The sequence below is a fragment of the Burkholderia sp. MBR-1 genome (genome assembly GCF_013822785.1).
Lineage (GTDB): Bacteria > Pseudomonadota > Gammaproteobacteria > Burkholderiales > Burkholderiaceae > Burkholderia > Burkholderia vietnamiensis.
Genome location: NZ_CP053609.1, coordinates 2930638 through 2955285 on the forward strand (window position 1 = coordinate 2930638; position 24648 = coordinate 2955285).

Genomic DNA, 24648 nt, shown 5'->3' on the forward strand with positions numbered 1-24648 from the left:
TGCGCATCCCGCGCCGAATCCCGGCCGCGGCTCTTTCCCTGACCCATCGCGATGCCCTTGCCCCTTTTCGCCCTCGCCGTCGCCGCATTTGGAATCGGTACCACCGAATTCGTGATCATGGGGCTGCTGCCGAACGTCGCGCGCGACCTCGGCGTGTCGATCCCGGCTGCCGGGATGCTCGTGTCGGGCTACGCGCTCGGCGTGACGATCGGCGCGCCGATCCTCGCGGTCGTCACCGCGAAGATGCCGCGCAAGCGCGCGCTGATGGGCCTGATCGGACTGTTCATCGCCGGCAACCTGCTGTGCGCGCTCGCGCCCGGCTATGCGGTGTTGATGGCCGCGCGCGTGGTCACTGCGTTCTGTCACGGCGCGTTCTTCGGGATCGGCTCGGTGGTCGCGAGCAGCCTCGTCGCGCCGAACCGGCGCGCGCAGGCGATCGCGCTGATGTTCACCGGCCTCACGCTCGCGAACGTGCTCGGCGTGCCGCTCGGCACCGCGCTCGGTCAGGCCTACGGCTGGCGCGCGACGTTCTGGGCCGTCACCGGCATCGGCATCGCGGCGGCGGCCGCGCTCGCCGTGTGCCTGCCGAAGCATCTCGCGATGCCCGACACCAGCATCACGCGCGAGTTCGGCGTGCTGCGGCACCCGCAGGTGCTGATGGTGCTCGGCATCAGCGTGCTGGCGTCCGCGAGCCTGTTCAGCGTGTTCACGTACATCACGCCGATCCTCGAGGGCGTGACGCGCTTCTCGCCACACCAGGTCACCTACGTGCTGCTGCTGTTCGGGCTCGGCCTGACCGTCGGCGGCACGCTCGGCGGCCGGCTCGCGGACTGGCGCCGGATGCCGTCGCTGATCGCGACGCTCGCGCTGATCGGCATCGTGCTCGCGCTGTTTGCCGGCACGATGCACGTGCCGTTCGCGGCGCTGGCGACGATCTTCGTATGGGGCGTGCTCGCGTTCGCGATCGTGCCGCCGCTGCAGATCCTGATCGTCGACCGCGCGAGCGATGCGCCGAACCTCGCATCGACGCTCAATCAGGGCGCGTTCAACCTCGGCAACGCGACCGGCGCATGGCTCGGCGGCGCGGCGATCGGCGCCGGCGTGCCGCTCGTGAGCCTGCCGTGGGTCGGCGTCGCGATGGCGGTCGCGGCGCTCGCGCTCACGCTGTGGTCGGCGTCGCTCGAACGCCGTCCGGCCCGCGCGCCCGCCGGGTACGTGTGACGCCATGACGCGCGACGCGGCGCCCGCACGGCGCCGCCGCATTGCGTTTCGCGCGCAACCATGCGCGCATGACGGCCTTCATGGACCTTTCAAGGTCCGCGGTGTAGCATCCGGCCCGATGAAAAACGTTCTCTCCCGCGATTTCGTCGCGCTGATCCTGAGCGTCGCGGTGGTCGGGCTCGGCACCGGCGCGACGCTGCCGCTCACCGCCCTCGCATTGACCGAAGCCGGCCACGGCACCAACGTGGTCGGCATGCTGACCGCCGCGCAGGCGCTCGGCGGCCTCGCGATCGTCCCGTTCGTCACCGCGCTCGCGCGGCGCCTGGGCGCGCGCCGCGCGATCGTCGTGTCGGTCGTGCTGCTCGCCGCGGCCACCACGCTGATGCAGTTCACGTCGAACCTGATCGTATGGGGCGTGTTGCGCGTGCTGTGCGGCGCGGCGCTGATGCTGCTGTTCACGATCGGCGAAGCGTGGGTCAACCAGCTCGCCGACGATTCGACGCGCGGCCGCGTGGTCGCGATCTATGCGACCAATTTCACGCTGTTCCAGATGGCCGGGCCCGTGCTGGTCAGCCAGATCGCGGGCGCCACCAGCATCCGCTTCGCGCTGTGCGGCGCGCTGTTCCTGCTTGCATTGCCGACGCTCGCGACGATCCGGCGCGCGCCGCTGGCCGGCGACGACGCGCGCCAGGCCGCCCACGACAGCTGGCTCGCGGTGCTGCCGCGCATGCCCGCGCTGATCATCGGCACCGGTTTCTTCGCGCTGTTCGACACGCTCGCGCTGTCGCTGCTGCCGCTCTACGCGATGGACCACGGCGTCGCGAGCGCGACCGCGGTGCTGCTCGCGTCGATCATGCTGTGCGGCGACACCGCGATGCAGTTCCCGATCGGCTGGCTCGCCGACAAGCTCGGTCGCGAGCGCGTGCATCTCGGCGCCGGCTGCATCGTGCTCGCGGGCCTGCCGCTGCTGCCGTTGGTGATTGCGAACCCGTGGCTGTGCTGGCCGTTGCTGTTCGTGCTCGGCGCGGCGGCCGGCAGCATCTACACGCTGTCGCTGGTCGCATGCGGCGAGCGCTTCCGCGGCGCGGCGCTCGTCACCGCGAGCTCGCTCGTCTCGGCATCGTGGAGCGCCGCGAGCTTCGGCGGACCGCTGGTGGCCGGCGCGTTGATGGAACAACTCGGCAGCAACGCGCTGATCGGCGTGCTGGTCGGCTGCGTCGCGGCGTTCGTCGCGGCCGCGTTGTGGGAACGACGCTCGGCGTTGCGGCGCGCGATCTGACGCGGAGGCCGGCAGACGGCGTCGATGTTCACACGCGGCGGCGCGGGCGCAACGTCGAACACGCACGGTTCGCGGTTCGTGACCGGCGATCCGTGATCCGTGCCGCGTTGCCCTTGGCCCGCACTCCGTGACCGGTGATCCGTGACCCTTGGCCAGCGACACATACTCAGCGCCCTATCCCCTCCCGCCCCCGCCAATAAAAACGAAACCGGCCCGCATCAAGCGGGCCGCCGTGCCGTTCCGGACTGCGCGCGACCCGTCGCGCGGCAATCCGCTACGCGCTACGCGCCGGCAGGATCTTCCCCGTACACGTCCCGAAGCCGATGCGATAGCCATCGCCCTCGCACCAGCCCGCGAGCGTCAGCTCGTCGCCGTCCTCGATGAACGTGCGGCTGCCGCCGCCCTTCAGCACGAGCGGCTCCTTGCCGTTCCACGTCAGCTCGAGCAGGCTGCCGAACGAGTCGCGCGTCGGCCCGCTGATCGTGCCCGAACCCATCAGGTCCCCCACGCTCGTATTGCAGCCCGCGACCGTGTGATGCGCGAGTTGCTGCGCCATCGTCCAGTACATGTGCCGGAAGTTGGTGCGGCAGATCGACGTCGGCTCGGCGGCGCCGTCCGCCCGCAGCGTGACTTCGAGCGCGATGTCGAACGCATGCTTGCCCGCGTGCCGCAGATACGGCAGCGGCTGCGGCGCCTGCTCGGGCTGCGCGACGCGGAACGGTTCGAGCGCGTCGAGCGTGACGATCCACGGCGAGATCGTCGTCGCGAAGGTCTTCGCGTTGAACGGGCCGAGCGGCACGTATTCCCACTGCTGGATGTCGCGCGCGCTCCAGTCGTTCAACAGCACCATCCCGAAGATGTGCGCTTCGGCATCCTCGCAGGCGATCGGCTCGCCGAGCGCATTGCCCCGCCCGACGATGAAGCCCGTCTCGAGTTCGATGTCGAGCTTGCGGCACGCGCCGAACACCGGGCGCTCCTGATCGGGCAGCTTCAGCTGCCCGTTCGGCCGCCGCACCGGCGTGCCGCTCACGACCACCGATGACGCGCGGCCGTTGTAGCCGATCGGCATCTCCGACCAGTTCGGCAGCAGCGCATTCTTCGGATCGCGGAACATCGAGCCGACGTTGGTCGCGTGCTCCTTCGACGAATAGAAATCGGTGTAGCCGGGAATGTCGACCGGCAGATGCAGCGTCGCGTCGCGCTGCGCGACGAGCACGCGCGCACGCAACGCCGCGTCGTCGCGGAGCCGCGCAGCGTCGCGCGCGAACAGCTCGGACAGCTGAACGCGCACGCTGCGCCACGCATCGCGGCCGAGCGCGATGAACGCGTTGAGCGTCGGCTCGGCGAACACGTCGGCGCCGGCCGGCACCGTCACGAGGCCCGCGCGCGCGAGCGCGGCGAGGTCGACGATCCGGTCGCCGAGCGCCACGCCCGCGCGGCGCGCCGGCTGCGCCGCGTCGCTGAAGATGCCGAACGGCAGGTTCTGGATCGGGAAATCGCAGGCGGGATCGTTCGCCGTGTCGACCCAGCTCTTGCGAGCCGGGTCGAGCGTCGCACGCCAGTCTCGGGTGTCGCTCATCGTTGCTCCGGGTTGAAGTGTTTCTCGATGCGTTGCCAGCATTCGAAGTAGTCGGCCTGCAGCTGCGCGGTGTCGAGCGCGTAGCGCGTCGGCCGGATCAGCGTGCGGGTTTCGAACATGAACGCCATCGTCGCGTCGACCTTGTGCGGGCGGGTCGTGTCGATCGCCGACGCCTTCTCGAACGTATCGGCGTCCGGCCCGTGACCGGACATGCAGTTGTGCAGGCTCGCGCCGCCCGGCACGAAGCCTTCGGCCTTCGCGTCGTACGCGCCGTGCACGAGGCCCATGAACTCGCTCGCGACGTTGCGGTGGAACCACGGCGGGCGGAACGTATCTTCGGCCGCGAGCCAGCGCGGCGGGAAGATCACGAAATCGATCGCGTCGACGCCCGGCGAGTCGCTCTGCGACTGCAGCACGAGAAAGATCGACGGATCGGGATGGTCGTAGCTGATCGAGCCGATCGTGTTGAACAGCCGCAGGTCGTACTTGTACGGCGCGTAGTTGCCGTGCCATGCGACGACGTCGAACGGCGAGTGGCCGATGTCCGCGCGCCACAGGCGCCCGTTCAGCTTCGCGATCAGCTCGAACGCGCCTTCGCGGTCTTCGTACGCGGCCTGCGGCGTCAGGAAATCGCGCGGATTGGCGAGCCCGTTCGATCCGATCGGGCCGAGGTCGGGCAGGCGCAGCAGCGCGCCGAAGTTCTCGCAGATGTAGCCGCGCGCGTCGCCGTCGGGCAGCGCGACCGCGAAGCGCACGCCGCGCGGAATCACCGCGATCTCGGCCGGCTCGACGTCGAGCCGGCCGAACTCCGTCGCGATGAAGAGCCGCCCCTGCTGCGGCACGATCAGCAATTCGCCGTCGGCGCTGTAGAAGAAGCGGTCCTGCATCGAGCGGTTCGCCGCATACAGGTGGATCGCGCAACCGTTCATCGCGGCCGCCGAGCCGTTGCCGGCCATCGTCACGAGCCCTTCGACGAAATCGGTCGGCTCGACCGGCATCGGCAGCGGGTCCCAGCGCAGCTGGTTCGGCGGCGTCGGCGGCACGTCGGCCGAGTCGCCGAACTCCGCGACGAGCCGCTGCCGCCCCGTGAACGGCTCGAACGGCCGGTGCACGGCGGCCGGCCGGATCCGGTACAGCCACGAGCGGCGGTTGTGGCCGCGCGGCGCGGTAAACGCGGTGCCCGACAGCTGCTCCGCATACAGCCCGTACGGCGCGCGCTGCGGCGAGTTGCGGCCGTGCGGCAGCGCGCCGGGCAGCGCCTCGGTCGCGAATTCGTTCCCGAAACCGCTCAGGTAGCCGGCGGTCGCCGGTTTCGACAGGTCAAGCGTCATCGTTTCCTTTCTCCATCAATTCATCGCGGCATTCGCCGCGTGCGCGCCGCCGCGCCGCGCGACGCCGGCCAGCCCGAGCACGAACAGCGCCGAGCACAGCACGGGCAGCGCGGCCGCATGGAACAGCGCGCCGTTGCTCCAGTTCAGCGCAATCAACTGGCCGCCGACGAGCGGCCCGAGCACCGAGCCGATCCGGCCGATGCCGAGGCTCCAGCCGATGCCGGTCGAGCGCAGCGACGTCGGGTAATACTGGCCGGCCAGCGCATTGACGGCCGGCTGCCCGCCGACCACGCAGAAGCCGCCCGCGAACACGACGACCAGCAGCCACGGCAGCGCATGCGCGACCGAGCCGATCAGCCCCACCGACACGGCCGCGCACGCGAAGCACGCGAACAGCACGCGCACGAAGCCGTAGCGCTCGATGAACCAGCCGAGCGACAGCGTGCCGATCACGCCGCCCGTCTGCAGCACCGTGCCGACGATCACCGCCGTGCCCGGCGCATAGCCTGCGTCGCGCATCACGGTCGGCAGCCAGTTCGACAGGAAGTACAGGTCGATCAGGTTCATGAAGCTGATCGACCACAGCAGCAGCGTGACCGGCAGGCGGCCGGCGCGGAACAGTTCGGCGACCGGTGCGCCGCTCGTCGCACGCTCGCGCACGACGAGCCGCGTGTCGGCATCGATGCCGGCGTGCGGCGCGAACCGCGCGAGCCAGTCGCGGGCCTGCGCGACGCGTCCTTTCAGGACCAGGAACTGCAGCGACTCGGGCAGCCGCGCGAGCATCGCGATCGCCAGCACGAGCGGCACCGCGCCCCCGACGAAGAACACCGCGCGCCAGCCGAGCGCCGGAATCAGCGCCGCGCTGATGAAGCCGCCGAGCGCGGCGCCCAGCGTGAAGCCGCACGACACGATCATCATCCGCTTCACGCGGTGCGCGGCCGGGCTGAACTCGCCGACCAGCGCCATCGCGTTCGGCATGATGCAGCCGAGGCCCAGGCCCGTGACGAAGCGCAGCGCGATCAGCACCGGGATCGAGCTCGCGAACGGGGTCGCGAGCATCGTCACCGCGAAGAACAGCGTCGAGCCGATCAGCACCGGCCGCCGGCCGATGCGGTCGGCCAGCACCGACAGCCCGAGCGCGCCGAGCAGCATGCCGAACAGGCTCGCGCTGAACACCGGCCCGAGCGCCTGCTTCGGCACATGCCACTCGGCGATCACGCTCGGCGCGACGTAGCCCATCGCCTGCGCGTCGAAGCCGTCGACCACCAGGCACAGGCCGCACAGCACCAGCAGCATCCAGTGAAAGCCCGGACGATGGGTGTCGTCGATCACGCGCTCGACTTCGAGCACGCGCGCGTTGGCCGGCGCCGCGCTCATTGCGCCACCTCGGCGTTCGGATGCACGGGCGGATTCACGCCCTGGCGCGCGAGCGCCATCGCTTCGCGCAGCACGTCGGCGTCGCCGATCTGGTTCGCGAGCAGCAGGATCAGCTTCGCGTTGACGAGCTGGCTGTCGGCGTCCGACAAATCGCGATGCATGTCGATCAGCGCTTCGTAGAACGCGTCCGGGTCGGCCAGGCGCGGGCGGGTGTCGAGGGGGGGCATGTCGGGTGTCTCCGGTGTCGTTGTCGTGTTCGAGGCGGGTTCAGCATGCGCCGCTCGCGCGGGCGAGTGCGTCGGCGATCGCGTGCCGGTCGAGCGTGCGCATGCGGGCGCACACGTGCTGGTCCGGGCGCAGCAGGTAGAACGTGCCGGGCTGCGCGTCGTAGCGCTGCGCGGCGAGACCGTCGACGTCTTCGAGGACGTCGACGCCGGGCACCGCCTGCGCATGGCCGGCCGGCACGATCAGCACGGGCCGCACCGGCAGCGCGAGACCGTCGAGCGCCTGCGCGAGCGCGCCCGCATCCCCGGGCAGGCCGAACAGCACGCCCGCGAAGCCGTCGCCGAGATGACGCAGCAGCCAGCCGGACGCCTGCTGCGCGCGCACCGGCGCGTCGGCCGCGACCGCGCCGGGACGCATCGCGCACGCGAACGCGTCGCCGGCGCGATCGGGCGTATTCAGCGGCGAATCGGTCAGCACGGCCGGCACCGACAAACGGCCGCTGTTCACGAGCCGGCGCGCGAATTCGCAGTCGCGCGCGAGCTTCAGCGTCGCGTCGCGGAACACGCGCGACACCGCGCTCTTCGGCGTGATGAAGTCGGTCGAGCGCGTCGAGTTGCGGATGTTCTCGTCCGCGGCGAACTCGCGCTCGCTCGCATACGTGTCGAGCAGGCGCTCGGGCGCGCGGCCGTCGAGCACGAGCTGCAGCTTCCACGCGAGATTGTCGGCGTCCTGCACGCCGCTGTTCGCGCCGCGCGCGCCGAACGGCGACACGCCGTGCGCCGCGTCGCCCGCGAACAGCACGCGGCCGTGACGGAACGTATCCATCCGCTGGCAGCGGAACGTATAGACGCTGACCCATTCGAGCTCGAATTCGGCGTCCGGCCCGAGCAGCGCGCGCACGCGCGGGATCACGCGCTCCGGCTGCTTCTCGGCGACCGGGTCGGCGTCCCAGCCGAGCTGGAAATCGATGCGCCACACGTTGTCCGGCTGACGGTGCAGCAGCACCGACTGGTTACGGTGGAACGGCGGATCGAACCAGAACCAGCGCTCGGTCGGGAATTCCGCCTTCATCTTCACGTCGGCGATCAGGAAGCGGTCCTTGAACGTGCGGCCGCGGCTTTCGAGCCCCATCGCCGCGCGCAGCGGGCTGCGCGAGCCGTCGGCCGCGATCACGTACTGCGCGCGCAGCGTCTCGATGCCTTCCGGCGTCTCGACGGTCAGCGCCGCGTGCTCGGCCGACTGCGCGACGCCCGTCACCTTGTGCTTCCAGCGGATCTCGAGGTTCGGCAGTTCGAACGCGCGCTCGGCCAGATAGCCTTCGACGTAGTACTGCTGCAGGTTGACGAACGCCGGGCGTGCGTGGCCCTGCTCGGGCAGCAGGTCGAACGCGTAAAGCTGCTCGTCCTGCAGGAACACCTTGCCGACGTGCCAGCTCACGCCCTTGTCCACGAAGCGCTCGCCGCAGCCGAGCCGGTCGAAGATCTCGAGCGTGCGCTTCGCGAAGCAGATCGCGCGCGAGCCGGTGGACAGCGTGTCGTCGTCGTCGAGCAGCACGACCGGCACGTCGCGCTGCGCCAGATCGATCGCGGCGGCCAGGCCCACCGGGCCCGCGCCCACCACGATCACCGGGTGAACGGCCGCATCGGCCTGCGCGGCCCGCGCCGCGCGCGGCCGGTAATCGAACTTCAGCGTCTGGTAATCGATGCTCATGGTCGCCATCCGCTCCTCAGCCGCGCCGCACGTGCGCCGGCACGCGCGGCGCCGCCGCGCTTGTGCCGCCGTTCATGGCCGCCTTCGTGCCCGCCTTCAACCGCTCGCGCGGCCTGCCCTGCTCCATCCGCCTGCTGTCCACCGCCACGTCTCGCTCCTTGCTTCCTGGTTGATTCGGTTCGGGAAACGACGCCGCTGCCGGCGCCCGAACGCCGCTTTTCTTGATCGGCAACAAATCTTTGGATTTACGAATAGTAAAACCAATTACGTATAGTGAAATCAACGTTAACCCTAGCGATGGGTTCGGCAACGGGATAACCATATGAGAGAAACGCCGAGCCGAGCCCGACGGGCGCTGCTAATATCGAGATACGAGGCGGCCCTTTCGGCCGCCGTTTTCTTCCTACGCCGATGATCCCGCCCAACATTCCCGAGCTGGTCGCCCGTGCCGGGCAACTGCCTTATCTGCGGGAACACCTCGCGCTTGCCGAAGGCGGCACCGCATGCGCGAATCTGCCGGAGCGCACGCTCGCGAGCGCCTACGAGCCGATCTACGACGTGACGATGCCCGGCGCGCCGCAGTCGACGTCGTTCGCGGATGCCATCGAGCGCTACGGCGACGAGCTCGGCTTCCAGGCCATCACGCTGGTCAGCGGCGCCGCGCACGACCCGGTCGACTCGGCCGTCGACGACCAGACGCTCGTCGCGATCGACCGGCTGTCGCGGGCGCTGCACGCGATCAACTTCTTCGGTGCGCAGCGCCACGGGCTGCTGTTCCTGCGCGTGCACGAACGGCTGCTCAAGAGCGTGAAGTACGATCACGGCAAGCATTTCTCGTCGGTGCTGCAGCGGTTCGGCCTGCCGGCCGAGCGGATCGTGATCGAGTTGCCGGCGGCCGCGGTCGCGCACAAGACCTTCCTCGGCTACCTGACGCGCAGTTATCAGCATCACGGTTTCAAGGTCGCGGACAAGCTGCCCGACCCCGGCCGGATCCTCGCGGTCGAATCGGAGATGGCGCGGCCCGATTACATCAAGATGGATGCGGGCATCGCGCTGCGCGACGGGATGGTGAAGGCGCTGGTCGCGTATGCGCAGCGCGTGCGGATTCCGCTGATATTCGATGGCGTGGTCGACGAGACGCAGTGCGAGTTGCTGCGTCAGCACGACGTGCGCTTCATGCAGGGGCCGGTGTTCGCGAAGGTCGTGACGGCCTGAGGGGCGCTGCGCGTGTGGGTGCGGTGAGTGCTGTGCTGGGGGCTGGGGGTCTTCGGGCGGGTGGGTCGTGCTTGCCGTCGTGCGCGTCCGTCGTCAAACGGCGGGCGGCAGGCGGTCGGTCGATGCAGGCCTAGCGGCTTGCGGCATCGCGCCGTGCTTATGCAGCCCCAGTCGAACCCGCTTGCTAGTTTGCTGCAGCACCCGTCGCCGGCATCTCGACGCCTACTCCGGTCCGCCGTCGTCGTATTTCGGCAGATCGTCGGCACAGTCGATTTCCGAGAAACGATCCGCGCACCGCACGCGCCATGTCGGCCAGCTCGCGCCGCGCTCATGCAGCCGAGTCGAACGCGCGTGCTGGCTCGCTGACGCACTCGTCGCCGGCATCGCGACGCCCATCCCGGTCCGCCGTCGCCGTATTTCGGCAGATCGTCGACGCACCAGTTGCCTGCGCAACGATCCACGTGTCGCGACGGCCGACTCTTGCCGCGTTCACGCCGCCTGATCGAACACGCGTGCTGGCGCGCTCGTCGCCGTCACCCCTACGCCTAGTCCGACCGCCGTCATCGTATTTCGGTAGTTGCCTGCGCAACGATCCACGTGCCGCGCCGGCCGACTCTTGCCGCGTTCGCGCCACCCGATCGAACACGCGTGCTGGCGCGCTCGTCGCCGCCACCTCGACGCCTACTGCGGTCCGTCGTCGTCGTATTTCGGCAGATCCTCGGCACAGTCGATCCCCGGAAAACGATCCGCATACCACACGTGCCACACCGGACGCAGCCGCGCCGGCTCGTCGAGCGTCGCGTAGTTGATTTCGACGGTGGTCGGCGCGTCGCGCAGCCGATATTCGAGCTGCGCGCCGCAACGGCCGCAAAAGCGCCGCTCACCCCACGCGCTCGACGCATAGACCGTCGGCTCGCCCTGCAGATACTCGAACGCGCCGATCGGCACCGATGCCGCTGCCACGACCGCCGCACCGGTCGTGCGCTGACAGAGCCGGCAATGGCAAAAGCCCGCGTCGGTCGGAATGCCGGCGATCCGGTAACGGATCGCTCCGCATGCGCAACCGCCTTCCATCGTCTCGGGGACAGACATCGCGAACCTCGTCATCGTCGGAAAGTCAGGGAACGATGATGAGCGTGGCGCCCGCGCGTTGCAACAGGCACGGCATCCGCGGCCGCGCGCGGCAATGCCGGCGACGCGCCCACGCGCGCCCCGTTTCAGACCGTCTGACCGAGCCGCTGCGCGAGCGCCTTCAGTTTCGGCCCGACGTCGGTACGGAACGCCTGTTCGTCCATCGACGATGCCGGCCCGCTGCAGCTGAGGATCAGCCAGCGTCCGTCGCGCGGCTCGCGAAACGGCACGGCGGCCGCATTCACGTCCGTGTGCCACGCGCGGAACGAATAACAGCAGCCGCCCGTCGAGAATTCGGCGACCGCCTGCTGCGCGGCCGCGACGAGCGCATCGGCATCGGCGCCGCCGCCGGCCGCACGATGCAAGTCGGCATAGAGCGCGCGGCGCACGTCCTCCGGCTGCACGGCCAGATACGCACGCCCCATCGAACTCGTCAGCATCGACAGGCGCGAGCCGGGAGCGAGCCCGAGCGTCAGCGCCGTTTCGCTGCGGATCGTCTCCAGATAAATCATATCGAGCCCGTCGCGGCAGCCGAGCGACACGGCCGCGCCGATCTCGCGCGCGAGCGCCTGCATGTGCGGCCGCGCAAGATCGAGCGTCCCCGACCCGGACAGCAGCGCGTAGCCGAGCGACAGCACCGCGGCATCCAGCGCGTATTTCCCGAGCGTCTCGTCGTAGCGCAGGTAGCCGAGCACGGTCAGCGTGTAAGCGAGCCGGTTCACGGTCGCCTTCGGCAGCCCGGTGCGCTCCGCGAAATCGCGATTGCCGAGCATCGTTTCGCCGGGCCGGAACGCGCGCAGCAGGTCGAGCCCGCGCGCAAGCGCAACGACGAACTTGCGTTCGTCGATCGCGGTTTCGTCGATGGTTGAAAGTGTCATCTGGTGCTACACTGGGTTCGTTTTGCAAAACATTGTTCCGCACAGCGGAACGCAAGTCAAGCAGACCATAGATATCGGAACAGGTAGCGAAGCGCCGCCGACGACCGACAGGAGATGACACGATGAGCGTTGCAACTTTTCATTGGGACGATCCGCTGTTGCTCGACCAGCAACTGACCGAAGAGGAGCGGATGGTGCGCGATGCCGCGCGCGCGTATGCGCAGGACAAGCTGGCGCCGCGCGTCACGGAGGCGTTCCGCCACGAGCGCACCGACGCGGCGATATTCCGCGAAATGGGCGAACTGGGCCTGCTCGGCCCGACGATCCCTGACGAATACGGCGGCCCCGGCCTCAACTACGTCAGCTACGGCCTGATCGCGCGCGAAGTCGAGCGCGTCGACTCCGGCTACCGGTCGATGATGTCCGTGCAGTCGTCGCTCGTGATGGTGCCGATCTTCGAATTCGGCTCGGACGCGCAGAAGCAGAAATATCTGCCGAAGCTCGCGACCGGCGAATGGATCGGCTGCTTCGGGCTGACCGAACCGAACCACGGCTCGGACCCGGGCAGCATGGTCACGCGCGCGAAGAAAGTGCCGGGCGGCTATTCGCTGTCCGGCTCGAAGATGTGGATCACCAACTCGCCGATCGCCGACGTGTTCGTCGTGTGGGCGAAGCTCGAAGAAAACGGCGCGGACGCGATCCGCGGCTTCATCCTCGAGAAGGGCTGGAAGGGGCTGTCGGCGCCGGCCATCCACGGCAAGGTCGGGCTGCGCGCGTCGATCACCGGCGAGATCGTGCTCGACGAGGTGTTCGTGCCCGACGAAAACCTGATGCCGAACGTGAGCGGCCTGCGCGGCCCGTTCACGTGCCTGAACTCGGCCCGCTACGGGATCGCGTGGGGCGCGCTGGGCGCGGCCGAATCGTGCTGGCACACCGCGCGCCAGTACGTGCTCGACCGCAAGCAGTTCGGCCGGCCGCTCGCCGCGAACCAGCTGATCCAGAAAAAGCTCGCCGACATGCAGACCGAAATCACGCTCGGCCTGCAAGGCGTGCTGCGGCTGGGCCGGATGAAGGACGAAGGCACGGCGGCCGTCGAGATCACGTCGATCATGAAGCGCAACTCGTGCGGCAAGGCGCTCGACATCGCGCGGCTCGCGCGCGACATGCTGGGCGGCAACGGCATCTCGGACGAGTTCGGCGTCGCGCGCCACCTCGTGAACCTCGAAGTGGTCAATACGTACGAAGGAACCCACGACATCCATGCGCTGATCCTCGGCCGCGCACAGACGGGCATCCAGGCATTCTTCTGACCGTTTGCGCAGGCGACGCGGCGCCGGTCGCACCGCATCGTGCGCGCTGAAACGACACGGCCCGCCCGGCATCGCTGCCGGGCGGGCCGTTTTCATGGGCGCGCGGCGATCGCGCGCAGCCGCTGCTTACTTGTTCGGCTGCGGCGTCAGACGCAGATACGGACGCACCGCGTTGAAGCCCTTCGGGAAGCGCTTCTTCAACTCATCGGGATCCTGCAGCGACGGTACGATCACGACGTCGTCGCCGTCCTTCCAGTTCCCCGGCGTCGCGACTTTGTAATTATCGGTCAGTTGCAGCGAATCGATCACGCGCAGCACTTCGTCGAAATTGCGGCCGGTGCTGGCCGGATAGGTGATGATGAGACGCACCTTCTTGTTCGGATCGATCACGAACAGCGAGCGCACCGTCAGCGTTTCGTTCGCGTTCGGGTGGATCATGTCGTACAGCTGCGAGACCTTGCGATCGGCGTCGGCGATGATCGGGAAGCCGACGACCGTCGACTGCGTTTCGTTGATGTCGTTGATCCAGCCCTTGTGCGATTCGACGCCATCGACCGACAGCGCGATCACCTTCACGTTGCGTTTGTCGAATTCGCCCTTCAGCTTCGCGGTGAGCCCGAGCTCCGTCGTGCATACCGGCGTGTAGTCGGCCGGATGGGAGAACAGGATGCCCCAGCTGTTGCCAAGCCACTCATGAAACTTGATCGTGCCCAGGCTCGATTCCTGCTCGAAATCCGGTGCGATGTCACCAAGACGCAGACCCATGATGTTCCCTCCTCGAACGATGCTGGTTGAAACCGCGCGCTGTCGGCGCGGGATAGTCACTCAGCTTACGGGAAGCAATGGGCCATGCGAACGATTATTACGTTTGATATTCATACTTTTTTGTCATTTTTGCCCAGGCGCAGAGCGCGGTGGACAGCGGCGAAAGGCACTTTTCACGCCGTCGGCGGCTCTGTTTTTGTTTACGTTTCGTTTACCATGCGGTCTTGCAATGTCGCCGTGCGTCTTCCCGGCTCGCCAGCAGGCAGGCGTTTCGCTACGATGTGAACCTGCAGCATGACAGCATGAAGGGAGTTGCAATGTCGGAAATCAACAAGGAGAAACTGATGTCGGATATCAAAACCGTTCTGGCGGACGCCGAGGACCTGCTGAAGCAGGCTGCGAGCAGCACGGGCGACCGGGCTACCGAGCTGCGCGAAAAGGCCATGTCGCGCCTGAAGCAGGCCAAGGAAAAGGCAACCGACGTCCAGGTCGTGGTGGTCGAGAAAGGCAAGAAGGCGGCGCGCGCAACCGACGACTACGTGCACGAGCATCCGTGGACGTCGATCGGCGTCGCTGCCGGCGTCGGCGTGCTGATCGGCCTGCTGATCAACCGCAAGTAACGCGCGCTGCGCCGTTTCGCCCCGCGCGCCGCTCGCTGCGGCACGCGGGAGTCGCGGCAGGCCGGCGGCTCGCCGCCGGCCTGGCTTGACCTTGCTGCTCACTGCGCGTGCAAGCGCCTCATCCATGACGACAGACACCCACCCGCAGCCATCCGGCCCGGGGCCGCTGCGCCGCCTCGTCGGTTCCGCGATCGGCCTACTGCAAACGCGTCTCGAACTCGTTGGCATCGAACTGGCCGAGGAGAAGGAACGCCTGATGGGCGTGCTGTTTCTCGGCCTCGCCGCGATGATGCTCGCGACGATGGCGCTCATCAGTCTGACCGTCCTGATCGCGATCGCGTTCTGGGACACCTATCGCTGGCAGTCGCTCGCGGTGGTCACCGCGTTGTACGCGGTCGCCGGCATCGTGTGCGTGCTGAAGGCGCGCGCGGGCCTGCGCAACGCGCCGACCGTGTTCGAGGCGACGCTCGCCGAGCTCGAAAAGGACCGCGAGATGTTCCGCGGCAAGCCGTGAACGCCGTCGCGTTCACCCGTTCCACCCATTTCGCCGACGCGCCATGAGCCAGAACGTCACGGGCCATTCGCCCAGCCACCATTCGTCGCGCTCGAACTGGAGCGCGTCGCAGCATCGCGCACTCCGCAAGGAGTTGCTGATCCTGCGATCCGAAGTCGAGCGGCTCGAGCTCGCCGAAGCCGCCGCCGACATGCGTCACGCCGTCACGCGCTTCAGCTGGCTGAAGGTGTTCATCCCCGGCCTGTCGACCTCGAAATTCGGTCAATCCGCGAAAAGCCTGAACGCGAGCATCGGCCAGATCGTGAACCAGTATCCGATGCTGAGCTCGCTTGCGTCGCTCGTGCTCGCGAAACCCGTTCGCTCGCTGTTGCGCGCAACCGGCGGGCCGGCGCTGAAGTGGGGAACGCTGGGCTTCGCCGCATGGGAGATCTACCAGATCTGGAAGCAATCGCGCGACGAGCGCGACAGCACCGCGAGCAACGACTGACGCTCCACGGGGCGCGCGCGATGCGGTTGAGCCGCGCGCGTCACGCGCGGGCTCAATGCACGCCCCAGCACGCGCGAGACGGTTCGTCCATCTGGCCGGTATCCGCCATTGCATTGCCCTTCGTTCCGTCCGAACGCAGCGTGAATGCACCGCATGGGTCGTCACGCATCGGCCCGGCGTCGAGCGGGCTGGCGACGAGTTCGTATGCCACCGGCGCATCGCCGTCGGCCGGTCGCCGCAGCGTAAGCCGATAGACCGGTTGCCCGTCCGGCGGTGCCTGTGTGTACGCATCCGGCAACGTCTGCGGCGGCGGGCCATCGAGCGTTTCGAGATACTGGGCGGCCCGGTACAGCGCACTTACCGCAGCGGTGCGATGCATGCGCGCGACGTGCGCGCGATATGACGGGACACCCCAGCTCGCCAACGCAGCGACGATTGCGAGCACGATCATCAATTCGATCAACGTGAAGGCCGCCAGCCGGCGCATCGCAGCAGCGGCTCGCATCATTGCACCGTCACGACACGACGCCAGCGCTGCGCCACGATGTGCCCGTCGCGCAACGCGAGCTGGCTTTGCAGCCAGACCACGCTCGAGGCATCGCCGCCGACGCCGCGAGCGGTGACGAGGTACGCGCGGCTGCCGGCCGGACCGGCACCTCGCCACGCTTCGATCAGACAACGCGGCGGCTGCGCCGCCAGCGGCCACGATGCAAACGGCTCGAACGCGTCGGCGACGCGCAGCGCGGGCGTCCGCCGCCACGCGCGTGGTTCACCATGCGATGCCGGTTCGTCGAGGTATGGCGCTGCGCCGCCGCGCAAACGCACGATGCATGCGGCCAACGCCGCATCGGCGGCATGAAACGCGATCATCCGATCGGACAACGCGCGCGTGCGACGCGATTCCGTCAACGCCGACTCGAACCATGTGCCTGCCAGCGCCACGACCGCCGCGGCAACGGCCATCACGGCAGGCAGCGCAAGGCCGGCATTGCGAAGCCGACGCCGAAGCCGAGGCCGACGTGCGGGCGCAGCGCGTAATGTCGCGCGGTTCGGCAACGCGGGGCCGTCACCTGCGCCGCGCCGGCCCGCAGCACGGCGCGCCGACGCATCGGCTGTCGCGATCCGCGTCGCACAACGTCGGACGGACCGGGTCGCGCGGATCATCGGAATGCCTCACCGTCACGCACACCGCCCACGACACGATCGGCCAACGCGATCGATGAATTCCGCAACGCGACGATGCGATGCAGCGTGAGGCGCGCGCGGCCATCGTCGGATACGGCTACGCGACCATCGCAGTCGACATGACGCGTCGGCGCGCGCATCGGTTCACCGCGCGCCCGCACACACAGATGTACCGCGACGATGTCGCGCCACCCGTCAGCGCCGATCGCCGCCGCGTCGGCGAATCGCACGGTTCCGCGACGCAAATAGCGCACACGCAACTGGTCGATGCCGGACACCACCGGCTGCGGCGTGCCGGGGCGACCGCTGCCTTCGCAGTACAGCTCGGGCTCACCGGTCGACGGGCTGACATGCGCATCGAAGTGGTTTTCCACCAGCGGCCGCTCGCCGGGGGCACCGATACCCTGCCCGAGACAGTCGGATACCTGGTCGCCAATGGTTGGCCAGGTCGACACACCGTCGCCGACATAACGGACCACCACCGCATCGGAGGCCTCGCGAGCGGCTTCGCAGCGCACCTGTGCACCATCGCCACGCACCCGCGCCGCGGAGCAACCGAACAACGGCGGCAGCGGCAACGCGTCGTCGTCGTCGAGCGAACGAAATCCGGCCATCTGAATCTGCTGTCCGATCAGCATCAGGGCCGTCGTGGCCGCATCGCGCATCGCGAACGCGTCCTCGGCCCGCCCGTGCGCGACACGCTGTGCGTGGTAAAGCGCGCCGGCGGCCGCGAGCACGAGCAGACCGACGACCATCGCAATCAGGACTTCCAGCAGCGTATGTGCGCGGCTGCGGCGATCAGCGTTCATCGGCGTCGAACTCCCGAAACGGAATGCGCACACACGACGGCGGCTTCGTCATCGTCCGCGCCGCATCGCACCGCGCGGACGCCGAGGCCGACTGCGCAGTGTCGGCGTCGCGCCAGCCGACGATCGCATAGCTGACACCGGCCGCCCCACGGTCGAGCATCATTGCGCCGTCGGGCAACGATGCCGCCGCAAGCGCCGCGAGGCCGCCGTAATCGCCTGGTGCCGCATGACGGCGCTCGATGCGTGCGTCGGCCAGCCAGAGCGCACGTTCGCGCCAGATCGTCGCCCGCTGCATGCGGGTCATCGCGAACTGGCTGCCGACCACCGTCAGCATCACGGCCGCGAGCAGCGCAACGGCCAGCACCGCTTCGAGCAGCGACGTGCCGTGCGTTCGTCGGCGCGAGCACTTCATGCCGCGTCACACCGGCCGGCCACGATGCGCGCGCGACCGCCCGCCGAAATCCGGATACAACGCGACGTGCGCGCCTCGTCGCCAGGCCGCTCGCGCTGCGCACGCAATTCGAAGCGCCGGATCCCGCCGATCACCTGTCCGGCCGGCGGCGCGAACGCCAGATCGTGCGTGGCGCCCGTCACGGCAATGTCGGGATCGCGCGGATAACGCCTCAACACCCGCGACTGCCCGTCGAACTGCCCGCTGACGATCCAGCCGCACGACCATGCGGCCGGATCGCATGGTTCGTCGGCGCGCACGCAATCGCCGGCGGGCCCGGCGCGGCACAGCGTGACGCGCACGTCGAGCCGAGCCGCCTCGGTGCGGGCGAACGACACCGCACCGAGCAGCGTGCGCGAGCGCGCATCGACGCGTTCGCGCATGCGCCACTGATCGAATGCCGGAGCGGCGTAGAGCGCCGTCGCGGCCGCCAGCGCGATTGCGACCATCAGCTCGACGAGCGTGAATCCGTCGCAGCGCCGCAGGTGCGCGCCGACAATCTTTCGGTGCAGTCCCATCGCCATTGCCCTCCGTCAACGTGATGCAACGACTGTAGCGACGCGAGCGAACCCGCGCCATTGGCCAAACGGCCAACTGGCGACATGCGGCCGAGACCGACACAATCGGGACGAACTGGATCACTCGGCCCAATCGGGCCTGCGGAGAAGACGATGAACGAACGCGGCGCGTCAGCGCTTACGCGGAGGCTTGGAGGGGGACGCGCGACGGAACTCTTCGATCACGTCGGCAAATTCGGAAACGTCCTCGAACCGGCGGTAAACCGATGCAAAACGGACATAGGCGATCGTATCGAGGCCGCGCAACTCGTTCATCACGAGTTCGCCGAGCTTCTCGCTACGCACTTCCCGCTCGCCCGTGGCGAGCAGCTGATATTCGATACGGGCGACCGCCGCGTCGATCGCATCGGCTGCAACCGGCCGCTTGCGCAGCGCGAGTTGCATGCTGGCGACGATCTTGCGACGGTCGAATTCCGTGCGGCTGCCGTCCTTCTTCACGACGGCCGGCAGGTTCAGCTCGACCCGCTCGTACGTCGTGAAGCGCTTGTCGCAAGCCGAGCAGCGACGGCGCCGGCGAATCGCAGCGCCATCTTCGGAGACGCGCGAGTCGACGACCTGCGTGTCTTCATGCCGGCAGAACGGGCAGCGCATGCCGGATCAGCGATAGACCGGGAAACGCTTGGTCAGCTCGGCCACTTGCGCGCGCACGCGCTCGAGCGTCGCCGCATCTTCCGGGTTCTCCAGCACGTCCGCGATCAGGTTGCCCACCTGCTCCGCTTCCGCCGGCCCGAAGCCGCGCGTCGTCATCGCCGGCGAGCCCAGCCGCACGCCGCTCGTCACGAACGGCTTTTCCGGATCGTTCGGAATCGCGTTCTTGTTCACCGTGATGTGCGCCGCACCCAGCGCCGCTTCCGCCGCCTTGCCCGTGATGTGCTTCGCTCGCAGGTCCACCAGCATCACGTGGCTTTCCGTGCGGCCCGACACGATCCGCAGCCCGCGTTTCACCAGCGTCTCGGCCAGCACCCGCGCGTTCTCCACCACCTTCTGCTGATATGCCTTGAACTCCGGCGACAGCGCTTCCTTGAACGCCACCGCCTTCGCCGCGATCACGTGCATCAGCGGGCCGCCCTGGATGCCCGGGAAAATCGCCGAGTTGATCTGCTTCTCGTACTCCGCCTTCATCAGGATCACGCCGCCGCGCGGGCCGCGCAGGCTCTTGTGCGTGGTCGTCGTCACGAAATCAGCGTGCGGCACCGGGTTCGGATACACGCCCGCCGCGATCAGCCCAGCGTAGTGCGCCATGTCCACCATCAGGTACGCGCCGACCGACTTCGCGATCTGCGCCATACGCGCGAAGTCGATCTTCAGCGCGAACGCCGAGGCGCCCGCGACGATCAGCTTCGGCTTGTGCTCCTGCGCGAGCTTTTCCGCCGCGTCGTAATCGATGTCTTCGTTTTCGTTCAGCCCGTAGCTCACCACGTTGAACCACTTGCCCGACATGTTCACCGGCGAGCCGTGCGTCAGGTGCCCGCCGTGCGCGAGGCTCATCCCCATGATCGTGTCGCCCGGCTTGAGCATCGCGAAGAACACGCCCTGGTTCGCCTGCGAGCCCGAGTTCGGCTGCACGTTTGCCGCTTCCGCGCCGAACAGCTGCTTCACGCGATCGATCGCCAGCTGCTCGACCACGTCGACGTACTCGCAGCCGCCGTAGTAGCGCTTGCCCGGATAACCTTCCGCGTACTTGTTCGTGAGCTGCGAGCCCTGTGCGGCCATCACGGCCGGGCTCGTGTAGTTTTCCGAGGCGATCAACTCGATGTGGTCTTCCTGGCGGCGGTTTTCCTGCTCGATCGCAGCAAAGATCTCGGGATCGACGTTCGCGATGGTGCTTTGGGCTCTGTCAAACATACGGTTTCCGTTAAGTGTGTACAGGTTGACCGGTGCGGCCGAGTACATTGCGTTGCTGGTGGAACCAGCTCGACGTGGCGGAAGAATCCGTATGACGCGAGACAGGACAGCCACCGGCGATGCACGCGACGGCGCACAACGGCTGCCCAGGCGAACGGCAAAAACGGCGCCCCGCGCTTCACGGTGGGATGCTCCACCTTGAACCCGAAGGGTTCTATCGCCAGTCACGCAGGGGTGATGAGCGCGTTAGTTTATTGGATGCGTCATGAATAGGCAACCGCGCCTCCCCCGCCGAATCAATGAGGGCCGGATTCCGCGCGCCGGGCCCGCGCGCTTCCGCGCCTTGCCGCGGTGCGGCAATCTCAGTAGGCTTGCGCGATACTATTGGCCACTTCGTCATCGACCAGGAGCAGCAGCAATGATCGTGTTCGTCACAGGCGCGTCCGCCGGCTTCGGCGCAGCCATCTCCCGTGCCTTCGTCAAGGGCGGCCACCGCGTCGTCGCCACCGCGCGCCGCAAGGATCGGCTCGATGCGCTCGCCGCGGAACTGGGCGACGCGCTGCTGCCATTCGAACTCGACGTGCGCGACCGCGCCGCCGTCGAAGCGGTGCCGGCCGCCCTTCCCGCCGAATTCGCGGCGCTCGACGTGCTGGTCAACAACGCCGGCCTCGCGCTCGGTGTCGAGCCGGCCCAGAACGCCAGCCTCGACGAATGGCACACGATGATCGACACGAACTGCACCGGTCTCGTGACGGTCACGCACACGCTGCTGCCCGGGATGATCGCGCGCGGCCGCGGCCACATCTTCAACCTCGGTTCGGTCGCCGGCACCTACCCGTATCCCGGCGGAAACGTATACGGCGCAACCAAGGCTTTCGTCAGACAATTCAGCCTGAATCTGCGCGCCGACCTCGTCGGCACGCCGCTGCGCGTCACCGACATCGAGCCCGGCCTCTGCGGCGGCACGGAGTTCTCGAACGTGCGCTACCGCGGCGACGACGCGAAAGCAGCGAACGTCTATCAAAACGTCCAGCCGCTCACGGCCGAGGATATTGCCGACACCATCTACTGGATCGCGACGCGCCCCGCGCACGTCAACATCAATACGATCGAGATGATGCCGGTCGCGCAAGCGCCGGCCGGTCTGACGGTCCATCGCGGCTGACGCCTGGCACCGCGCGCCGCGGGCCCGCCACGGGCGACCCGCGCCGTGCCGTGCGGCACTACATTCCGTTACCAAACCGTAACGAATCGGACCCCGGCCTTCCGGTAGAATGCGCGCCATGAGTCAGCCTACCCGCTCTCCGGACACCTCGCGCGGCTTCATCTGGCCGGTGCGCGTGTACTACGAGGATACCGATGCAGGCGGCATCGTCTTCTATGCCAACTACCTGAAGTTCTTCGAGCGCGCCCGCACCGAGTGGCTGCGCGCGTGCGGCATCGATCAGCGCCAGCTCGCCGACGACACGGGCGCGATCTTCATCGTTCGCAGCACGTCGGTCGACTACCGCGCGCCGGCGCGACTCGACGACGCACTCGCGATCACGAGCCGCCCGGCACGCATCGGCCGCGCGTCGGTGGAGTTCACGCAGGAAGCGTGGCGTGGCGACACGCTGCTGGTCGCCGGGCATATCCGCCTCGGCTGCGTCGACCGTTCCGGCATCCGTCCCGCGGCGATCCCGCCGGTCGTCCTCGATGCACTGCAACGCGGGCCCGTCATCGACGCCGGGCACACTGTCCCGTCAACGAAGCTCGAATGAGCCCCGTTTAGACAAAGGCCATGAACTTGCCTTCCTGAATCGATACTAAGCAAGGTTCCGCGCCAGGGCTGCGTCGGCGCGCCGTACCGCACGCACCCGTGCGCCCTTGCCGGGCACCCCCGAAGGGACGTTACTCAAATCTCTATGAACACATCTCAAGACCTGTCGATCATTTCCCTCGTCCTCAACGCGAGCGTGCTCGCCCAGGCCGTGATGGGGCTGCTGTTGCTGCTGTCGCTGATGTCGTGGACCTTCATCTTCCGCAAGTGGTTCGCGATCCGCCGCGCACGCGCGCAGACCGAGCGCTTCGAAAAGGATTTCTGGTCGGGCGGCGACCTGCAGGCGCTGTACCAGAGCGCAGCCAATAACCGCCACACGATCGGCGCGCTCGAGCGCATCTTCGAAGCCGGCATGCGTGAATTCCTGAAGGCGAAGGAAAAGCGCCTGAGCGATCCGGGGCTCGTGCTCGACGGCGCACGCCGCGCGATGCGCGCGGCGTTCCAGCGCGAAATGGACGTGCTCGAAGCGAATCTCGCGTTCCTCGCGTCGGTCGGCTCGGTCAGCCCGTACATCGGTCTGTTCGGCACCGTGTGGGGCATCATGAATTCGTTCCGCGGCCTCGCGAACGTGCAGCAGGCCACGCTCGCGAACGTCGCGCCGGGCATCGCCGAGGCGCTCGTCGCCACCGCGATCGGCCTGTTCGCCGCGATTCCGGCCGTGGTCGCGTACAACCGCTACGCGCACGACATCGACCGCCTCGCGATCCGCTTCGAGACCTTCATCGAAGAATTCTCGAACATCCTGCAGCGTCAGGCCCAGTAAGGAGCTCGCCATGGCAGGAAGTCCCATTCGATCCAGCATGCGCGGCGGCCGCTCGCGCCGCGCGATGGCCGACATCAACGTCGTGCCGTATATCGACGTGATGCTCGTGCTGCTGGTGATCTTCATGGTGACGGCGCCGCTCGTCGCCCCGTCGATCATCAATCTGCCGACCGTCGGCAATGCCGCGCCGCAGGAGCAGACGCCGCCCGTCGTCGTCAACATCAACGCCGACCGCACGATGAGCGTCAAGTACAAGGGCGACTCCGGCGCGACGCAGGAAGACACGATGACCAAGGCCGAGCTCGACAGCTTCATCGTGGCCCGGCAGGCCGACCATCCGGACCAGCCGGTGGTGATCGCGGCCGACAAGACCGTGCAGTACGATGCGGTCATGACCGTGATGTCGGATCTGAAGGCGCGCGGCGTCAAGCGCGTCGGCCTCCTCGTCAAATCGCAATGAACCGGCAGCAACCCACGCGCGGCAACACCTACCCGTCGCAACCGCCACGCGAGCGCGGCACCTGGCGCGCGTTCGCGCTCGCCGCGCTGATGCACGTCCTGCTCGCGCTGTTCCTGTACCACGGCGTGCAGTGGCAGAACAGCACGCCGGCCGGCGCCGAAGCCGAACTGTGGACCGAGGTCCCCGACGTTCCCGCACCGCGGCCCGTCGTCGCACCGACGCCCCCCGTGAAGGTGGCGCCGCCCCCTCCCCCGGTGAGAGACGAACAGGCGGACATCGCGTTGCAGCAGAAGAAGCGCCAGCAGCAAGAGGCGGCCGCACGCGAAGCGCAGCTCGAGCAGCAGCGCCGCGAGCAGCAACTGAAGCAGCAGGAAGAGGAAGCGCGGCGCGCCCAGCTGGCGGCCCGGCAAGCGGCGGCGCTCGCCGCGGAAAAGGCCGCCGAACGCGAAAAGCAGAAGCAGGCGGCGAAGCTCAAGCAGCAACTCGCCGAGCAGCAAAAGCTCGAACAGCAGAAACTGGAGCAGCAAAAGCTCCAGCAGCAGAAGCAGGCGCAGCTCGAGGCCCAGCAGGCAGCCAAGGCGAAGGCCGACGCCACCGCGAAGGAAAAGGCGGACGCGCAAGCCAAGGCAAAGGCCGAAGCGGCCGCGCGTGCGAAGGCCGACGCGGCGGCCAAGGCCAAGCTCGACCGGGAACGAAATGCGCGCCTCGCGCAGTTGCAGGGTCTCGCGGGCGCGGGCGACGGCGGCGGCCAGGGGCTCGCGAAAAGCGGCACCGGCACGGGCTCCGGCGGCAACGCGGCCTCGGCCGGCTATGCGGACAAGGTGCGCCGTCGCGTGAAGCCGAACATCGTCTGGGGCGGCGAGCGCGCCGGATTGACGACCGTCGTGAAGATTCGCTGCACGCCGTCGGGCGACCTGCTGAGCGTATCGGTCGCGCGGCCGAGCGGCAATTCGGGGTGGGATCAGGCGGTGGTCAGCGCGATCCAGGCGTCGGTGCCGTTGCCGCCCGATACTGACGGTCGTACCCCATCGAGCATTACGATTACCTTCAAGGCGGCGGAGTGAACGGAAATGCGCTTACACTCCGGGCTTCGCTG

At 68.2% G+C, this 24648-nt stretch carries 28 protein-coding genes and 1 riboswitch; of the genes, 12 read left to right on the top strand and 16 right to left on the bottom strand.

Annotated features, from left to right (window positions below):
* Window positions 1-51 precede the first annotated feature (51 nt).
* Window positions 52-1221, top strand: coding sequence for an MFS transporter (locus MBR110_RS13535; RefSeq protein WP_175994970.1), 1170 nt, complete (start codon window positions 52-54; stop codon window positions 1219-1221).
* 118 nt (window positions 1222-1339) lie between these two features.
* Window positions 1340-2500: an MFS transporter gene (locus MBR110_RS13540; protein ID WP_034194474.1), complete on the top strand. Its 1161-nt coding sequence runs from the start codon at window positions 1340-1342 to the stop codon at window positions 2498-2500.
* A gap of 274 nt (window positions 2501-2774) precedes the next feature.
* Here the strand turns inward: MBR110_RS13540 and fahA are convergent, their stop codons facing one another.
* From fahA to MBR110_RS13570, 6 genes are read right to left on the bottom strand one after another with little or no spacing between them, the layout of a single operon-like run.
* Entirely contained in the window at window positions 2775-4079 is a 1305-nt protein-coding gene (fahA, locus tag MBR110_RS13545) for a fumarylacetoacetase (RefSeq protein ID WP_181709092.1), read from the bottom strand.
* Window positions 4076-5410, bottom strand: coding sequence for a homogentisate 1,2-dioxygenase (gene hmgA / locus MBR110_RS13550; protein ID WP_059454494.1), 1335 nt, complete (start codon window positions 5408-5410; stop codon window positions 4076-4078). Before hmgA ends, fahA begins: the two co-directional genes overlap by 4 nt.
* 15 nt (window positions 5411-5425) lie before the next feature.
* Window positions 5426-6787: an MFS transporter gene (locus tag MBR110_RS13555; protein ID WP_181709093.1), complete on the bottom strand. Its 1362-nt coding sequence runs from the start codon at window positions 6785-6787 to the stop codon at window positions 5426-5428.
* Window positions 6784-7014 carry a DUF2783 domain-containing protein gene (locus MBR110_RS13560; RefSeq protein ID WP_011883434.1) on the bottom strand — a complete coding sequence of 77 codons (231 nt, stop codon included), beginning with the start codon at window positions 7012-7014 and terminating at the stop codon, window positions 6784-6786. Before MBR110_RS13560 ends, MBR110_RS13555 begins: the two co-directional genes overlap by 4 nt.
* A gap of 40 nt (window positions 7015-7054) precedes the next feature.
* Window positions 7055-8731 (bottom strand): FAD-dependent oxidoreductase, encoded by a 1677-nt coding sequence (locus tag MBR110_RS13565; protein ID WP_181709094.1) that lies wholly within the window; start codon window positions 8729-8731, stop codon window positions 7055-7057.
* Between the two features lie 7 nt (window positions 8732-8738).
* Complete coding sequence (locus MBR110_RS13570) at window positions 8739-9005, bottom strand: hypothetical protein (protein ID WP_155416633.1); 267 nt, start codon at window positions 9003-9005, stop codon at window positions 8739-8741.
* 128 nt (window positions 9006-9133) lie between these two features.
* Here MBR110_RS13570 and MBR110_RS13575 point away from each other — a divergent pair, with 128 nt between their 5' ends.
* Window positions 9134-9937 carry an EAL domain-containing protein gene (locus MBR110_RS13575; RefSeq protein WP_011883431.1) on the top strand — a complete coding sequence of 268 codons (804 nt, stop codon included), beginning with the start codon at window positions 9134-9136 and terminating at the stop codon, window positions 9935-9937.
* A 681-nt stretch (window positions 9938-10618) separates the two neighbouring features.
* Here MBR110_RS13575 and MBR110_RS13580 read toward each other — a convergent pair.
* Window positions 10619-11029, bottom strand: coding sequence for a GFA family protein (locus MBR110_RS13580; protein ID WP_045579403.1), 411 nt, complete (start codon window positions 11027-11029; stop codon window positions 10619-10621).
* A gap of 125 nt (window positions 11030-11154) precedes the next feature.
* Complete coding sequence (locus MBR110_RS13585; RefSeq protein ID WP_011883421.1) at window positions 11155-11946, bottom strand: IclR family transcriptional regulator; 792 nt, start codon at window positions 11944-11946, stop codon at window positions 11155-11157.
* A gap of 122 nt (window positions 11947-12068) precedes the next feature.
* Here MBR110_RS13585 and MBR110_RS13590 point away from each other — a divergent pair, with 122 nt between their 5' ends.
* On the top strand, window positions 12069-13256 hold the full coding sequence (locus MBR110_RS13590; RefSeq protein ID WP_011883419.1) for an acyl-CoA dehydrogenase: 1188 nt from the start codon (window positions 12069-12071) through the stop codon (window positions 13254-13256).
* A 126-nt stretch (window positions 13257-13382) separates the two neighbouring features.
* Here the strand turns inward: MBR110_RS13590 and MBR110_RS13595 are convergent, their stop codons facing one another.
* Window positions 13383-14021 (bottom strand): peroxiredoxin, encoded by a 639-nt coding sequence (locus MBR110_RS13595; protein ID WP_014722511.1) that lies wholly within the window; start codon window positions 14019-14021, stop codon window positions 13383-13385.
* 317 nt (window positions 14022-14338) lie between these two features.
* On the opposite strand from MBR110_RS13595, the gene MBR110_RS13600 reads away from it, so the two are divergent.
* The 3 genes from MBR110_RS13600 (at window position 14339) to MBR110_RS13610 (ending at window position 15642) form a co-directional block, all read left to right on the top strand.
* A complete protein-coding gene (locus MBR110_RS13600; protein ID WP_011883416.1) occupies window positions 14339-14641 on the top strand; it encodes a DUF883 family protein in 303 nt (100 codons plus the stop codon).
* 124 nt (window positions 14642-14765) lie between these two features.
* Complete coding sequence (locus MBR110_RS13605) at window positions 14766-15155, top strand: phage holin family protein (protein WP_011883414.1); 390 nt, start codon at window positions 14766-14768, stop codon at window positions 15153-15155.
* A gap of 43 nt (window positions 15156-15198) precedes the next feature.
* Complete coding sequence (locus MBR110_RS13610; RefSeq protein ID WP_011883413.1) at window positions 15199-15642, top strand: DUF3318 domain-containing protein; 444 nt, start codon at window positions 15199-15201, stop codon at window positions 15640-15642.
* Between the two features lie 52 nt (window positions 15643-15694).
* Here MBR110_RS13610 and MBR110_RS13615 read toward each other — a convergent pair whose 3' ends face one another.
* The 7 genes from MBR110_RS13615 to glyA form a co-directional block, all read right to left on the bottom strand.
* Window positions 15695-16147, bottom strand: a complete 453-nt coding sequence (locus tag MBR110_RS13615) for a type IV pilin protein (RefSeq protein ID WP_041493936.1) — start codon at window positions 16145-16147, stop codon at window positions 15695-15697.
* Window positions 16147-16605, bottom strand: a complete 459-nt coding sequence (locus tag MBR110_RS13620; protein ID WP_014722508.1) for a pilus assembly PilX family protein — start codon at window positions 16603-16605, stop codon at window positions 16147-16149. The genes MBR110_RS13615 and MBR110_RS13620 overlap by 1 nt, the downstream gene beginning before the upstream one ends.
* Before the next feature lie 197 nt (window positions 16606-16802).
* Window positions 16803-17636 (bottom strand): type IV pillus assembly protein, encoded by an 834-nt coding sequence (locus tag MBR110_RS13625; protein WP_014722506.1) that lies wholly within the window; start codon window positions 17634-17636, stop codon window positions 16803-16805.
* Window positions 17626-18048: a hypothetical protein gene (locus tag MBR110_RS13630; RefSeq protein WP_014722505.1), complete on the bottom strand. Its 423-nt coding sequence runs from the start codon at window positions 18046-18048 to the stop codon at window positions 17626-17628. The genes MBR110_RS13625 and MBR110_RS13630 overlap by 11 nt, the downstream gene beginning before the upstream one ends.
* Window positions 18045-18605 carry a GspH/FimT family pseudopilin gene (locus MBR110_RS13635; protein WP_059735604.1) on the bottom strand — a complete coding sequence of 187 codons (561 nt, stop codon included), beginning with the start codon at window positions 18603-18605 and terminating at the stop codon, window positions 18045-18047. The genes MBR110_RS13630 and MBR110_RS13635 overlap by 4 nt, the downstream gene beginning before the upstream one ends.
* Before the next feature lie 171 nt (window positions 18606-18776).
* A complete protein-coding gene (nrdR, locus tag MBR110_RS13640; protein ID WP_006760615.1) occupies window positions 18777-19256 on the bottom strand; it encodes a transcriptional regulator NrdR in 480 nt (159 codons plus the stop codon).
* 6 nt (window positions 19257-19262) lie between these two features.
* Window positions 19263-20510, bottom strand: coding sequence for a serine hydroxymethyltransferase (glyA, locus tag MBR110_RS13645; RefSeq protein WP_014722503.1), 1248 nt, complete (start codon window positions 20508-20510; stop codon window positions 19263-19265).
* Between the two features lie 137 nt (window positions 20511-20647).
* Window positions 20648-20748: riboswitch (ZMP/ZTP riboswitch) on the bottom strand.
* A gap of 180 nt (window positions 20749-20928) precedes the next feature.
* Between glyA and MBR110_RS13650 the strand changes: the two genes are divergently transcribed.
* The 5 genes from MBR110_RS13650 to tolA all read left to right on the top strand — a co-directional run bounded on the left by MBR110_RS13650 (window position 20929) and on the right by tolA (window position 24616).
* Window positions 20929-21675, top strand: coding sequence for an SDR family oxidoreductase (locus MBR110_RS13650; RefSeq protein ID WP_011883400.1), 747 nt, complete (start codon window positions 20929-20931; stop codon window positions 21673-21675).
* Between the two features lie 109 nt (window positions 21676-21784).
* On the top strand, window positions 21785-22270 hold the full coding sequence (ybgC, locus tag MBR110_RS13655; RefSeq protein WP_059560967.1) for a tol-pal system-associated acyl-CoA thioesterase: 486 nt from the start codon (window positions 21785-21787) through the stop codon (window positions 22268-22270).
* A gap of 144 nt (window positions 22271-22414) precedes the next feature.
* A complete protein-coding gene (tolQ, locus tag MBR110_RS13660; protein ID WP_011883396.1) occupies window positions 22415-23092 on the top strand; it encodes a protein TolQ in 678 nt (225 codons plus the stop codon).
* A 10-nt stretch (window positions 23093-23102) separates the two neighbouring features.
* The gene (tolR, locus tag MBR110_RS13665) at window positions 23103-23552 is read left to right on the top strand and encodes a protein TolR (RefSeq protein ID WP_011883394.1); all 450 of its coding nucleotides are present in this window, start codon (window positions 23103-23105) and stop codon (window positions 23550-23552) included.
* A complete protein-coding gene (tolA, locus tag MBR110_RS13670) occupies window positions 23549-24616 on the top strand; it encodes a cell envelope integrity protein TolA (protein ID WP_181709095.1) in 1068 nt (355 codons plus the stop codon). The genes tolR and tolA overlap by 4 nt, the downstream gene beginning before the upstream one ends.
* Window positions 24617-24648 lie beyond the last annotated feature (32 nt).